The organism is Pantoea sp. C8B4, assembly GCF_051336905.1.
GTDB classification, from domain to species: domain Bacteria; phylum Pseudomonadota; class Gammaproteobacteria; order Enterobacterales; family Enterobacteriaceae; genus Pantoea; species Pantoea rwandensis_B.
The window spans coordinates 90,560-103,970 of record NZ_JBGMNK010000005.1; the positions used below are offsets into that span (position 1 = coordinate 90,560).

Annotated in this window: 16 protein-coding genes; 7 read left to right on the forward strand and 9 right to left on the reverse strand. The window is 53.8% G+C overall.

What is annotated here, in order from left to right; genetic code table 11:
* Positions 1-3: 3 nt before the first annotated feature.
* The 7 genes from fliL to fliF all read right to left on the reverse strand — a co-directional run bounded on the left by fliL (position 4) and on the right by fliF (position 7,144).
* Positions 4-489, reverse strand: coding sequence for a flagellar basal body-associated protein FliL (gene fliL, locus ACCW76_RS08345; RefSeq protein ID WP_034824439.1), 486 nt, complete (start codon positions 487-489; stop codon positions 4-6).
* 130 nt (positions 490-619) lie between these two features.
* The gene (locus ACCW76_RS08350; RefSeq protein WP_436338294.1) at positions 620-1,897 is read right to left on the reverse strand and encodes a flagellar hook-length control protein FliK; all 1,278 of its coding nucleotides are present in this window, start codon (positions 1,895-1,897) and stop codon (positions 620-622) included.
* Positions 1,894-2,337 (reverse strand): flagellar export protein FliJ, encoded by a 444-nt coding sequence (fliJ, locus tag ACCW76_RS08355; protein WP_038646338.1) that lies wholly within the window; start codon positions 2,335-2,337, stop codon positions 1,894-1,896. Before fliJ ends, ACCW76_RS08350 begins: the two co-directional genes overlap by 4 nt.
* 23 nt (positions 2,338-2,360) lie before the next feature.
* Positions 2,361-3,725 (reverse strand): flagellar protein export ATPase FliI, encoded by a 1,365-nt coding sequence (gene fliI / locus ACCW76_RS08360; RefSeq protein WP_045815130.1) that lies wholly within the window; start codon positions 3,723-3,725, stop codon positions 2,361-2,363.
* Entirely contained in the window at positions 3,725-4,426 is a 702-nt protein-coding gene (gene fliH / locus ACCW76_RS08365; RefSeq protein WP_045834039.1) for a flagellar assembly protein FliH, read from the reverse strand. The genes fliI and fliH overlap by 1 nt, the downstream gene beginning before the upstream one ends.
* The gene (fliG, locus tag ACCW76_RS08370) at positions 4,419-5,411 is read right to left on the reverse strand and encodes a flagellar motor switch protein FliG (protein ID WP_166932199.1); all 993 of its coding nucleotides are present in this window, start codon (positions 5,409-5,411) and stop codon (positions 4,419-4,421) included. The genes fliH and fliG overlap by 8 nt, the downstream gene beginning before the upstream one ends.
* Positions 5,408-7,144, reverse strand: a complete 1,737-nt coding sequence (gene fliF, locus ACCW76_RS08375) for a flagellar basal-body MS-ring/collar protein FliF (protein ID WP_436338297.1) — start codon at positions 7,142-7,144, stop codon at positions 5,408-5,410. The genes fliG and fliF overlap by 4 nt, the downstream gene beginning before the upstream one ends.
* Before the next feature lie 359 nt (positions 7,145-7,503).
* Here fliF and fliE point away from each other — a divergent pair, with 359 nt between their 5' ends.
* Both fliE and ACCW76_RS08385 read left to right on the forward strand, forming a co-directional pair.
* Entirely contained in the window at positions 7,504-7,815 is a 312-nt protein-coding gene (gene fliE / locus ACCW76_RS08380; protein WP_034824419.1) for a flagellar hook-basal body complex protein FliE, read from the forward strand.
* A gap of 109 nt (positions 7,816-7,924) precedes the next feature.
* Positions 7,925-8,632 carry a YnfC family lipoprotein gene (locus tag ACCW76_RS08385; RefSeq protein WP_436338299.1) on the forward strand — a complete coding sequence of 236 codons (708 nt, stop codon included), beginning with the start codon at positions 7,925-7,927 and terminating at the stop codon, positions 8,630-8,632.
* A gap of 459 nt (positions 8,633-9,091) precedes the next feature.
* On the opposite strand, the gene ACCW76_RS08390 is transcribed toward ACCW76_RS08385, so the two are convergent.
* Entirely contained in the window at positions 9,092-10,306 is a 1,215-nt protein-coding gene (locus ACCW76_RS08390; RefSeq protein WP_436338301.1) for a diguanylate phosphodiesterase, read from the reverse strand.
* A 247-nt stretch (positions 10,307-10,553) separates the two neighbouring features.
* Here ACCW76_RS08390 and ACCW76_RS08395 point away from each other — a divergent pair, with 247 nt between their 5' ends.
* On the forward strand, positions 10,554-10,802 hold the full coding sequence (locus ACCW76_RS08395) for a hypothetical protein (RefSeq protein ID WP_038646357.1): 249 nt from the start codon (positions 10,554-10,556) through the stop codon (positions 10,800-10,802).
* Positions 10,803-10,859: 57 nt separating this feature from the next.
* Here ACCW76_RS08395 and ACCW76_RS08400 read toward each other — a convergent pair whose 3' ends face one another.
* The gene (locus tag ACCW76_RS08400) at positions 10,860-11,507 is read right to left on the reverse strand and encodes a helix-turn-helix domain-containing protein (protein ID WP_436338303.1); all 648 of its coding nucleotides are present in this window, start codon (positions 11,505-11,507) and stop codon (positions 10,860-10,862) included.
* 144 nt (positions 11,508-11,651) lie between these two features.
* Between ACCW76_RS08400 and ACCW76_RS08405 the strand changes: the two genes are divergently transcribed.
* The 4 genes from ACCW76_RS08405 to ACCW76_RS08420 all read left to right on the forward strand — a co-directional run bounded on the left by ACCW76_RS08405 (position 11,652) and on the right by ACCW76_RS08420 (position 13,385).
* Positions 11,652-12,041, forward strand: coding sequence for a hypothetical protein (locus ACCW76_RS08405; RefSeq protein WP_034824400.1), 390 nt, complete (start codon positions 11,652-11,654; stop codon positions 12,039-12,041).
* Positions 12,022-12,351, forward strand: coding sequence for a hypothetical protein (locus ACCW76_RS08410; RefSeq protein ID WP_045834044.1), 330 nt, complete (start codon positions 12,022-12,024; stop codon positions 12,349-12,351). The genes ACCW76_RS08405 and ACCW76_RS08410 overlap by 20 nt, the downstream gene beginning before the upstream one ends.
* A gap of 82 nt (positions 12,352-12,433) precedes the next feature.
* The gene (locus ACCW76_RS08415) at positions 12,434-12,991 is read left to right on the forward strand and encodes a hypothetical protein (protein ID WP_436338306.1); all 558 of its coding nucleotides are present in this window, start codon (positions 12,434-12,436) and stop codon (positions 12,989-12,991) included.
* Positions 12,992-13,118: 127 nt separating this feature from the next.
* Positions 13,119-13,385, forward strand: coding sequence for a hypothetical protein (locus tag ACCW76_RS08420; RefSeq protein WP_436338308.1), 267 nt, complete (start codon positions 13,119-13,121; stop codon positions 13,383-13,385).
* The last annotated feature ends 26 nt before the right edge of the window (positions 13,386-13,411 follow it).

The window sequence follows — 13,411 nt, forward strand, 5'->3', positions numbered from 1 at the left end:
AAATCACCTCAAAATGAAGGCGGTAAACAGCACGTCACTGACCACCTGTGGCGGTTGCGTTTTTACCAGCGGTGGCGCCAATGCCTGTTTGATCTGCTCAACCAGGGCCTGCTTACCTTGTTCGGTGGCAAGCTGCGCGGCACTTTGACGTGAGAGTAGCAGCAGTAAACGGCTGCGCACCTCAGGCAGGTAATCATTCAACCGACGACGGGTATCCTCATCGGGCAGACGCAGGGTAAAGCCTACGTACAACACACGGTCGGGATCGTTGTCAGGATTGACCAGGTTAACCGTAAACGTATCCATTGCAAAAAATACAGGGGCGGCCGGTGGCTCAACTTTCGCCGCTTCCGGTTTGTCATCCCCGTGTTTATTCATCATTCGCCAGACTGCATAGCCTGCCACGCTGCAAGCGGCCAGCGTTACAATCAGTAACACCGGTATTAGTAGTGAACGTTTGCGGCCTTTAGCTTTCGCGTTATCAGACATGTTTGCAGTTACTTCCTGTGAATTATGGGCAAGCCTCTCGGCTCGCCTGGACAGATTATCCCGCGTCTTAAGTCAAACAATGGGAAGAAAAGACGCGGGTTTTACGCTTACCTTCAGCGTTTAGCCGCTGTCAGGCAAAGATATCGACAGCGCCGTTACCTGTCGCGCGCGCCTGAAGGGCTGCCGGGACGGCAATAGGCGTTATCTCGTTTTCACTGTCCTGGGAGAGGGTAAAGCTGCCGTGCTGGCCATCACGACGTCCTTCCTGCTGGCCCTGATAATTCTGGCTTTGTGCGAAGGCGTCGCTGCTGACATTACTCTGTCCCAGGTTAATACCGCTCTCCGCCAGCGCTGTACGCAGCTGAGGGAGAGCCGCTTCCAGCGCGGCCCTCACTTGGCTGTGGCTGGAAACCATACTTAACTGCGCCTGATCCTTGTCGAGGGTCAGGTTGATCTGGATAGCACCCAAATCTTCGGGATGTAAGCGCAATTCGGCATTTTGCTGACCGTTGCGACTAAACATCACGATTTGCTGGCTTAACGCCTGCTGCCACTCATTGCTGCCGAGTTGGGCATTCAGCATCGGCGTCGACGGAGTGGTGCTGGTCGTCGCCGTACTGTTGGTCAGTGTGCTACTGCTGCTGACCGGGGCGCTGGTTAATGCTGTTGCCGTGTCGCTCTGAGTATTACGATGTTCTTCCGGTTTGCTGAGCGTGCTCAGCACCTGCTTAAAGCTTTCATCCAGTGACAGTGCGCTGTTACTGTTGCTGGCCGTGGTGCTGGCGGCAGCGGCACTGCTACTGGTTGGCGTTGTACTGGCATCACGGCTAACACCGCTCAGCACATCGCTGGATTTCTTATGAGGCGTACTGTCGGACTGTGCCTCTTGTTCATCTTTCACGGCGCTCTGCAGCGTTCGACTTAACAATGATCCGTTTAGCGTAGTCCCTGCATCGGCAGATGTTTTATCCGTGCTGGCGCTGACGGCGCTCTGACTGTTTCGCGCTTCAACCGCAACCGGTAACATCGCGAACAGTGCCTGAACATTCTGTAAGTCGCTGGCACTTAACGAACTTGCTTCAGACTTGTCTTTATCATCGGCTGATTTCAGCGTGGCTTTAGTGTTTTCCGGTTGTAAAAGTGCGTTTAACGCCTCTGGTTTGTCCAGTGCCTGCAATAACGCGCTTAATGACGCTTTTGTGACGCCTTTTTCATCGACTTCTGCTGTCAGATCAGTCGATTGCGTGTTAACACCTTGTTGCTGAGCCAGTGTCAGTAAGCGGTTACCCAGTTCAGTGATAAAACCCTGTGGCAGCGCATCTGTACCCAGCAAATTGTCCGATGCAACAGCACTGTCTGCATCGCTGACTTTAGAGGTTTGCGTAACCATAGTTGGCAGCGTAATCATTCGCCTCTCCTCATAGCGGCCCGTTGGGCAAATTCATCCATCCGTTTCTGATCGAGACGGTTTTCTTGTCGTAATGCGTTTTCGGCAGCCCGAGTGATCAGCGTTTGATAAGCATTCAATCGCTTATGCTTTTCTTGCCAGCTGCTCAGCGCCTGATCCAAACGTTGATTCCACTGATTCAGCTGTTGCCGATGCTGTTCAATGGCTTTTTCCAGCGTCTGGATAAACTGGTGATAATTGGTCCAGCGCAGGCTGGAAATACCGCCAGACATATCGGTGTTGAGCTTATTGCGATACTCATCCTGATAGTCGAGCAGCATGGTGAGCTGCTCATCTGCCTGCTTTACGCCACGGCGCATGTCACCTAAATGAATCACGGCCTGTTCCAGGTCCTGCTCCGCCATATCGCGCAGCTTATCTATTGCACTGGCAGTTTTCATGGCTTACCTCGCTTGGGCTCGCGCTAGCCGAACATGGCCTGCAGGTGCAGACTGGCGTCGTCATAGTCGCTGCGTTCGAAAATACCCTGTTGCAGGAAGGCTTCCATCTCAGGGTAAAGCTTGATGGCTTTATCGAGCATCGGATCGCTTCCAGCGGCATACGCGCCTACACTCACCAGATCGCGGTTACGCTGGAAACTGGAGAGCAGTTGTTTGAACTGACGCACTCGCGCGTAGTGGGTGTCATCAATTAACGCGGTCATCGCACGGCTGATTGAGGCTTCAATATCGATCGCCGGATAGTGACCGGCTTCGGCCAGACGGCGCGACAAGACAATGTGACCATCAAGAATGGCGCGCGCCGAGTCGGCAATCGGGTCTTGCTGATCGTCACCTTCGGTAAGCACGGTATAGAACGCCGTAATCGAACCGCCGCCGTGGGTGCCGTTACCGGCGCGTTCCACCAGGGCGGGGAGCTTCGCGAACACGGAAGGCGGATAACCTTTGGTGGCCGGTGGCTCACCAATCGCCAGGGCGATCTCACGCTGCGCCATGGCGTAGCGGGTGAGGGAGTCCATGATCAGCAGCACGTGCTGGCCGCGATCGCGGAAATCTTCCGCGATGCGTGTGGCATACGCGGCACCCTGCATACGCAGCAGCGGTGAAACGTCAGCCGGTGCGGCGATCACCACCGAGCGCGCACGACCTTCAGCGCCGAGGATGTTCTCAATGAATTCCTTAACTTCACGGCCACGTTCACCGATCAGGCCAACCACAATCACATCGGCTTTGGTATAGCGCGCCATCATGCCAAGCAGCACCGACTTACCGACGCCGGAACCCGCAAACAGGCCCATACGCTGACCGCGCCCGACAGTCAGCAGGGCGTTGATCGCCCGTACGCCGGTATCCAGCACATCGTGGATTGGCGTACGTTGCAGTGGGTTGAACGGTGCGGTGATCAATGGCGCGCGATAGCCGGTATCCGGCGCAGGTAAACCATCCAGCGGTTTGCCTGCGCCATCCAGCACGCGGCCGAGCAGTTCTGGCCCAAGCAGCAGTTGTTTGCCGCCTTGTGCGTTGTCACCGCTAAAACGGGCATAAACGCGCGCACCTGGCAAAATGCCGTCCACTTCTTCCAGTGGCATCATCAACAGTTTCTGACCGTTGAAACCCACTACTTCACTCTCTACTTCAGTGATGTTGTTGCCGTCGTGGCGTTCGATGATGCAGGTCGCACCGAGCGGCAGTTGCAGTCCGGTGGCTTCCAGTACTAAACCGGTGGCCCGGGTCAGACGACCATAACGGCGCACGGTCTGCACCTGCGAAATACGATCCTCGAAGGCATCGAGTGCGCCAAGCCAGCGGGAAAGACGCGACGAGGTCATTACAAGGTCCCCGGTGCGGCCAGACGGCACAGTTCCTGCCAGCGGGTTGCCACGCTGGCATCGAGATCACCATCTTCGGCGCTGAGTTTACAGCCGCCGGGATGCAGTGAGTTATCGGCGAGCAGTTTCCAGCCGTGCAGATCCAGCGTCGGGCCCAGTGTCTGCTCAATGCGCTGTAAATCATCAGGATGCACGCGCAGCTGCGGTTTGCCGCTGAACATCGGTTCTTGCTGAATCAGTTGCTGAATCTGGCGCAGCAGGGCGGTGCCATCCACTTGTGTGGCCTGGCCAATCACCGTGCGCGCCGCTTCCAGCGCCAGCTGCATCAGACGTGAGGCGATGACGCTATCCAGCGCTTCCAGCGTGTGATGGAACTCGGTCACTAACTGCTGCATACGCGCCTGCAAGGGCGCCTGCTGCTGTTGGGCATCGGCCAGTCCCTGCTGGAAACCGGCGTCGTAACCGTTTTGCTGCGACTCAGCAAAACCCTTTTGATAGCCTTCGCTGTAGCCTTGCGTCTGTGCATCTTTGCGCATCTGCTGCTGCATGCGCTCCAGCATCTGCTGTTGCTCAGCTTCGGCACTCATTTCGACATCCACAGCCGGCTCTTCCTGCGGCGGTTCTTCTGCCACTTTGAAGGTGCTGCCTAGATCATCAGGCTGCCAGCGCTGCCACGCACGGGCGGAAAAGGCATCAGACATAAGTTTCCTCGCCACCACCAATTACCATTTCGCCGGATTCTGCCAGGCGACGGACCACCAGCAGGATTGCTTTCTGTTCGTTCTCCACGGCCGACATACGCACCGGGCCACGGTTGGCCAGATCGTCGCGCAGGATATCGGCTGCACGCGCTGACATGTTCTTGAGGAACTTCTCGCGCAGCGGCTGTTCGGCGCCTTTCAGGGCGATCAGCAACTGCTCGGACTCCACTTCCTGCAGCAGGCGCTGGATGCTGCGATCGTCCACTTCCACCAGGTTTTCGAACAGGAACATCTCGTCGATGATCTTCTGTGCCAGCTCGCCGTCGAAGTCGCGTACCGCTTCGATAACCGCTTCTTCCTGCTGTGTTTTCATCAGGTTGATAATTTCGGCTGCGGTTCTCACGCCGCCCATCTTCGCACGCTTGAGGTTGGTACCATCCAGCAGGCCGTTCAGCACCTCGGTCAGTTCTGCCAGCGCCGCTGGCTGGACACCACCGAAGGTGGCAATACGCAGCATCACGTCGTGGCGCAGACGTTCGTCGAACAGCGCCAGAATATCCGCAGCCTGGCCACGTTTGAGGTGCACCAGGATGGTGGCGATAATCTGCGGATGTTCGTCGCGGATAAGATCGGCCGCTGCCTGCGGTTCCATAAAGTTGAGCGTTTCCATGCCGCTGGTGGTCTCGTTTTTCTCGAGGATATCTTCCAGCAGGCTGGATGCTCGCTCTTCGCCCAGCGCTTTTACCAGTACCGAACGCAGGTACTCGTTGGAGTTGAGGCTGAGTGCTGCAAACTGCTCAGCATCGACTTCAAACTCGCGCAGCACTTCGGTCAGTTGCTTGTGCGACACCTGACGCATCCCCGCCATCGCGGCGCTCAGGTGCTGCACCTCACGCTGGTTGAGGTGTTTGAACACCTCGGCCGCACGCTCTTCGCCAATGGTCATCATCAGAATGGCGCTTTTTTCAGTACCGGTCAGACTCATAGTTCTTTACTCATCCATTCGCGGATAACCAGCGCCACAACGCGCGGATCGTTTTCAGACATATCGCGGATGCGCTGGCTCATCACCTCGGCGCTCATGCGGTTATTCGATTTACGCTCTTGATCCAACTCATCTTTACTGAGCTGCACGTTGTAGGCTTCTTCAGATTCCAGCGCTTCCGCACGTGCTGCCGCCGCCTCTGCTGCCGCCTGCTCCTGCGCTTTCTTACGCATCAGCTGCGGACGAACCAGTTTGCGATACAGGATGAAGGCAACCAACGCCACCAGCAGCCAGCGACCACCGCTCATCAACATGTCGAAGAAGGCTTGCGATTGCCAGAACGGCAGGTCACCGCCAGACGGCTCAGTCATGTTGAACTGCGAGTTCACCACGTTGACGCTGTCGCCACGATTCTGCGAGTAGCCCATCGCTTCACGTGTCAGGTCTTCAATCTGTTTGATCTGCTGATCGTTCAGTGCAACGGCTTTGCCTTTGCCGTCATCACGGTAGTTCACCACCACGGCCACTGACAGACGCTGCACATCGCCGACGTTCACCTTGGTGTGGCGAATGGTGCGGTCCAGCTCGTAGTTCACGGTGTCGTTACGGCTTGAACTGCTCGGGCCGCTGCTTTGCTGCGTGCTGGTGGTGCTGCCGTTGTTGTTTGCCGCGTTGTTCTGGCCATTTGCATTCTGACCATTGGCATTCTGGCCGTTGGCATTTTGCTGCTGCGGATTGGTAACCGGCGCAGTATTCGCAGGGGCAGGTTGATTCGACAACGCACCCGGCACGCCGCCCGGGTAAGGGCTACCGTTCTGCTGGTTAGTATTGGTCTGACGCGAGCGAATGGCCGTGCTGTTCGGATCGGCGTTCGGTTTGTACTTCTCGTCAGTTTGTTCGCTGCGGTCAAAGTTGATCTGCGCTGTCACCTGCGCATGCACATTGCCCTGGCCAACGATCGGATTCAGGATGGCTTCGATACGTTGCTGGTAACGCGCTTCCACTTCAGACGCGTACTTCAGCTGTGCATCATTCAGGTCACGACCTTCGCTGTCAGAACGGGTCAGCAGGCGACCGGCCTGATCCACCACGGTCACGTTGCCTGGCGGCAGACCGGCGACGCTGCTCGACACCATATGCTGAATGGCCTGAATCTGGCCTTCATCTAATGCACGACCCGGTTGCAGGTTCAATGTCACGGAGGCCGAAGGCGCTTTCTGCTCACGCACGAACAGCGTGGGTTTTGGCATCGCCAGATGCACGCGCGCGCTCTTGACCGGGCCGAGCGTTTCAATGGTGCGGGCCAGCTCACCTTCCAGCGCACGCTGGTAGTTGATCTGCTCGCTGAACTGGCTGATGCCGAACTTCTCTTTGTCCATCAGCTCAAAGCCAACAGAGCCACCTTTCGGCAGCCCCTGTTGCGCCAGACGCAGACGCAGTTCATGTACCTTATCGGCAGGCACCATCAAGGCACCGCCGTTTTCGGCGAACTGGTAAGGAATGTTCATTTGCGTCAGCTGGGTAACAATCGCGCCGCCATCCTCATCGGAGAGGTTGTTATAAAGGACGCGATAGTCAGGGGCTTTAGCCCACAGCACCAATGCAAAAACCACTGCGATAGCGGCAGCGGCAGCAACAATGATAGGAATTCGCGGATTGGCGCGCAGGCGGGCCAGAAGGTCATTGAAACCTTTCTTTGCGGTATCTTGTGTGGCGGCTGCACTCGCATTCATGACCGATTCCTGCCTGACATAATTGACCGGGTAAGTTGTGGTGACAAAACAGACTCCCTGACTTCCCCCATCATATTTCGCGTTGTAGGTGCGTTGGCTGCGTTCGTTCACCCCAGTCACTTACTCGAGTAAGCTCTTGGGGATTCGCGAACTTGCCGCCTTGCTACAGCGCGAACTATTTTGGGGGCCAAATGAAAAATGAAATTCCAATCTTATGGCTGGCATTATTGATGAATCGGGTCACTTCGATGGCTGGATAAGCTGGGTTTTTTACGTTTATTTAGCGCCTTTGTCCTATTGACAGTGTGTTAACTTTTGCAGCGTGAAAATTTAAACCCTTCTTTAATGAGGTACAGGCAATGTCGATTCAGGCAATTGATGGTGTGTTGCAGCAGCTGCAGTTAACGTCGTTACAGGCCAGCGGCAAGCAGGCCGAGTCAACCAATCAGGTAGATTTTGGTGCCACCATGAAAGCAGCACTGGATAAGATTAGCGACACGCAAACCGCGGCTCGCACCCAGGCGCAGGATTTTGAAATGGGCAAACCGGGCATCCAGTTAAACGATGTGATGGTCGATCTGCAGAAATCCTCCATTTCCATGCAAATGGGGATTCAGGTGCGTAACAAACTGGTCTCGGCGTACACCGATATCATGAATATGCAGGTGTAGTAGCTGCACAGATTGTTGCGGTGTCAGGCGGGAAAGCATTTATCTTTTTCAGTAACAGCGGCATGATGCTGGCCTGACACACAGCGTATATCGAGAAGAGGATTCTCACGTGAAGCCCACCCTGCTGCTGATGATGGCAACGATCATGCTATCCGGCTGTGATAATAAAAATGCGGACTTTGCACCGCAGATGAAAAATTACGCTTACCTCTATCAGTTCGAAGCCATTCCCGGCAAAGTCAAAAGCACTCATCAGCGCCTGTTTAGCGCCGACGACACGCCAATCTTTGATGTCGATATCGCGTTCGATGAGCAAGGCTGCATTTCCCATGTGAAATCGATCGATAAAGCCGGGGAGATCACCGAAGTGACGCGGGAAGGCGATAAACTGACTGGCACTGAGAACGGTCAGGATGTGGTCGTCACGCTGAATAAGCAGTGCGCGCTAATAAAAAAAGTCACTCCCACCATGACAGTGGATATTGGCTATAACGAACAGGGTTGGGTCGATCAAATCTCCTCTCCCGCCTCTGATGTTAAATTCCATCTGACCTACAATAACGTCGGTGATATGACGCTGTTAAGTATTAAGAAGGGCGATGAGGAAGTTTCACGCGCCAGTGCCAAACATGATACGGACGCGAAAAAGATATCCGACGTGATCACGACGGTGCAAAGAAACGAGCAGAGCAAGACGGTCACCACCCAGTGCCAATATAAGAATGATGTCCCTTTCCGTTGCGACACCGTCACCACGGACGGCGCAGGGCAAGTGACGGACAGGCAGTACGGCACCATAGATGTCACCTATTATTGATGCCTGAGTAAGCCGCGAATGCGGCTTTTTTTATGCCGTTAATATCGGTGTCGATAAGCGAAGCGCTAAATAAAACAACAACTTACTGATCAAATACGCCTTCGGTATGATAGAGTGTGCCAGTCAGGTAAGCATTCTTCAGAGCAGGGAACTCGGTGGGCAACATGCACATCACGCAACGTGTTGAAGAGTGTTGAGTAAGGGTTGCAGCGATAAGAAGCGTGTAAGTATGAAAGAAGGTTATTACTGGGTTCGAGATAAAGATAATCCGCCAGAAGTCTGGCGATATATAAGGCAGTTTGGCTGGTATCGACCCTGCGTTGCCGTGCCCATCACGCTAAGCTCTTTCAAGTTGATGAATTACCAAATCATCAGCGATAGATTATTACCGCCGGGTTATTCACCACTTTAAATACAAAAAACCGCCGGTTGATGGGCGGTTTTTATCATTTCTCAGTCTCAGGCTTTAATTTCCGGCCAGGCGATTGCAGGGAAGCCGTTTAACTGCGGACGGGCGAACAAATATCCCTGGAACTGGCTAATGCCCGCGGCTTCCAGCCACATCCACTCTTCCGCTTTCTCTACGCCTTCGGCGATGACCGCAATTTCCAGCGAGTTACAGCACTTAATGATGGCATGCAAAATGGCCTGTTTAGGACCGCTTTTGTGCACATCGCTAATCAACTCACGATCAATCTTAATTTTGTCCGGCTGGAATCGCGATAACAGTGACAGGCCAGCAAAGCCCGCGCCGAAATCATCCAATGCCAGACTGATACCCGCCGATTTCAGTTTGCGCACCTGTGCCGCAAACTCATCGGTGCGCGAGATGATCTCATTTTCAGTGACTTCAACAATCACTTGCTCGGGTACCAAACCATTGGCTTCAATCTGCGTCAGCAGAAACTCCACCGCGCCAGGCACTGTGACCAAAGACATTGGCAGCAGGTTAATGGAAATACTGTGTTCGCCAATACCTAACTTTTTCGCCAGTTCGAACGCCAGCTTTTTAGACTGAATATCCGCATGATAAACAGCCTCGCCACCGAAGGCAGAAAAGTATTCGCCAGGAGAACCGCCATTCGGGGTGCGGATTAACGCCTCATATGACGCCACGCGGCGTGCAAACGGATCGATAATCGGCTGAAAGGCAAAGTGGCACTCTTTCAGTGAGTCAATGACTTCATCCTGAAGGGTACGAGATGGCTCATCCGCAATGAATTCCCAGGTGCTGGCGGCGGGGATTTCAAAGTAGTTCTCTTTATCACGAGCGATAACAAAGGTGCGCAGGAACTGCAATGCGCGATCATCGTAGGTCAGTTGATAGCGCGAGGTGCCTTTGTCTAACACGGCTTGTAGCACCATGGATTTATCATGCTCGCGTAAATCAAACAGCTCCATCCCCACTTTGCCAAAGCGGCGAGCGGGAGCAAAGTCATGCATTAACTCCACCAGATTGTGGTGGCGGGCGTCCTGGCAGATGCGATCATAAATACCCTGTACGGCTTCACGTGGTCCTTCAAGTAGCTGAAAGAAGTGCAGCCCATCAAAAAGCAGAATCCCTGTGACATCGTGCGAGCTGTTTTTGTTATTCGCTTTTTTCACCATGTCTTCGAGTGTCTTGATAGGAACATGGTCATGGAGGTGGCTGCGATAAATGATGGTGGTAAGCATAGCGATTGTCCGGACAGCTTTTTATTGTGGGGCCTACAGTAGCAGGCCAGGGGCGGGGGCTGTCCACCAATATAGACTCGAATCGTAAACTATTTTCCAATTAATGAGTTAACCGAAACGGCTAGCGAAACGGCGTCAAATCGAATTGTTAATTAATTGCACCGTGGGAGCATCTACGATAAATAATTTCGATTGAATGGATAAATAAAAAGCGTATCTTGGCCCTCGTTAACCAGAGGTGAGCATAATGTTACGCGACTATTTAAAGATTGATGATAGCGACCGTTTAGTTGAACAGAGCGTATTAAGACTCAACAACCGCGGTCAGGAAGATGTCACTGAATGGCATATTGTTAGCGTAGACGGCAAGCAAAAAGGCAGCGTGACGCTGTTCGATAAGCTCTGCAACCGCCGCTCATATTGTGTTAACTATCGCATTACGCAGAAGGATGTGCACGGGAGGGTTGTCGTCGATCATCTGACCGACGTTTTGTAATAATTGCCGTAGTTTTGCTTGTTTTGACCCGCTCATAGGCGGGTTTTTTGCATTCTTTTACCTGACGCGATAGCGGCGCATTTCCATCATAGTTCCGATTAATTCAATCTTTTTCTCAGACGATATCTGCACAGGAAAATCCTCATTCAACGGTCGTAACGAGAAAATTTGTTCGTCGTGCTGTTCAGTCATCAGGCGATAAATACGTACCAGAACCTCGCCATTGATGTGCGCCAGCACCACATCACCCGGTTGCGGCGCAACAGCTGGGTCGAAAATCAGCGTATCGCCGGGTCGGTAGTCAGGTTGCATCGCGGCATCATCCAGAGTGATCGCCAACGCCGATTCACTCAGTTTGCTGTCGCTAAAGAGAAAGCGGGTTGCCTGCTGCCGAATCAATAAGCGCTGCTCCTGCATCCATGCTGCCGCTTGTGCCAGGGTGATCAACGGCAGGGCGCTGACGTCACTGACTGTAGACGGGGTGGTAAACACCTCGCCCTCACCATCAATAATCCATGCGGCGGTACATTGCAGCAGTTCTGCCAGCCTTAACAGATTCTCGCCACGCGGGAGGGTCTCCTCCTTTTCCCATTGTGAAACAGCAACGTGTGACACGCCAATGCCGCTTGCCACTCCTTGCTGTGTAAGCTTCAGGGTTTTACGACGGCTGCGGATGCGCTCACCCACAGATTCTTTTTTCATCATCTTGACAACTCCTCTGTGCTTTACTTAAGTATACTTAAATTCATTAATTAAAGTAAACTTAAATTCTGATGTTGACCGCATCACTGGCAAGGGCGGGCAACATGTTCCTCAGGTGGATCCCTTGCCAGTAAAGAGAGGTGAGGCATGGAAAGTAGTTTGGTGACCAGCGTCGGTGCGCTGCTTCTCGGTGGCGGTGCGGCAGCTGTGTTCTGGAAACCCTTAATGGCAGGCATCGCGGCCATCGTCACCAGCAATCGCGCCGGCGGCGAGATCATCACCAGCTACAAAGAGCAGGTGATGCTTCTCAAAGAGAGCCATGCGTTGATGCGCCAGGAGAATGATGACCTGCGTATTCGCCACGACAAAAACCTGCGGCGCATCTCTTCGCTGGAGACCGATCTACGGCTGATAAAGAACGCGTTGGGCATTCTGTTAGCCACCACGGAATCTGATCATAGCGATAAATTCCGCAGTCAGATCAATCAACTGATCACCACCTTAGAGGAGAGTCGCGATGGTGCAGATAAACAGTGAGTTTTCAGTGCGAGGCCACCGGCGCCAGCTACTGCTAGGCGGCCTGCTACTGATGCTGTCGCTGCTGTGTGTGGCGATGACAATTATGTTCGTGTTCGTGAATAACAGCGCCAATCGCCGGGTGGAAGACATTCGCCAGCAGTACCGTGCGATTTCGGACCGGAGGGAAGCGCGGGTGGCCGAACTGACCAGCCAATTAGTCGCGCTGCAGAAAAAACTCGACGGCTTGCCCGATCGCACCGCGAACAAAACGGCGGACAAAGTGAAGCAAGTGGTGGGAGAGGACGCGCCGCCCGAATCGACGCATTAAGGAGGCCATGATGAGTATTACCGAGCGGATTGCAGTTAGCTTCGGCCGATTGCAGTCTTTATTAAGCAAGAAGGAGAAAATTATGAGCGACCAAACTGTTATCGAAAATAGTGCATCAGCGGATGCCAGCACGCTATCACCGTTAGAGAGTTTTGCTAATGAGGTGGCGGGGAAGGCGGAGAGCAGTGCACCAGCACAGGACGTCTCAACAGCAGCCGTGAGTAGCGTGCCAGCGTCGGATGCTTCAACGCCTGCGGTGAATAGTGTGCCAGCAGCTGACGCCACACTTCCCGCTGTAGACAGTGCACCTGTCTCTGGCTCCACAACGCCAGCAGTGAATGCTGGCAGCGAGCCACAACCTGCAGCGGCCGTAGCGGATGCAACGGATCTCACCCAGCAGTTGGCCACGCCGGATACGCTAGCAAACGGTTCTGCCAGCGCCGGGCCTTCATCGGCTTCTACCGTCGGCAATCTGGCTGAGCAGCCTGTAGCGGGAATCATTACGGATGCTGTCAGTCAGGATATCAGCGCCAGCGTGAAGGACTTCACTCAGGCATTCAACTTTGTCGAAAGTGGGGTTGAGAAGTTAGGTACGGCTGCGAAGGATGAGCTGATTGCCCTCGCGCGCAAGTATCTTTAATTCTGTGGCGGCCTTCGGGTCGCCTTTTCATCTTCCGATTATTCTTAGTGCGGTCTCGCTATTTTCTACTAACTTTAATCATTCAGACGTTATTTAAACGGGTTTAATTAGCGAAAAGGAAGATAGCATGAGTGATACAGAGGCAATCAAAACCAAAACTGACTACCTGCGTGATGTCACCTCCCAGTTAAAAGAGATGCGTCACTATGCGCAGACCAATACTGAGACGCTATCCAGCCACTGGTTGGCATTTGATGCAGGCGAGTACAAAGATAAAGAGTATGCGGGACGTTTTGACACGCTGCTCAACAAGCAGGGACAGCTGTTAGATGATATTGAGCTGGCGATTCAGGATTTAGAGATCGCCATCAATCACAGCGAGCAAGAAAGGTGACTGCTCCCCGCCGTAAACGGCGAGGC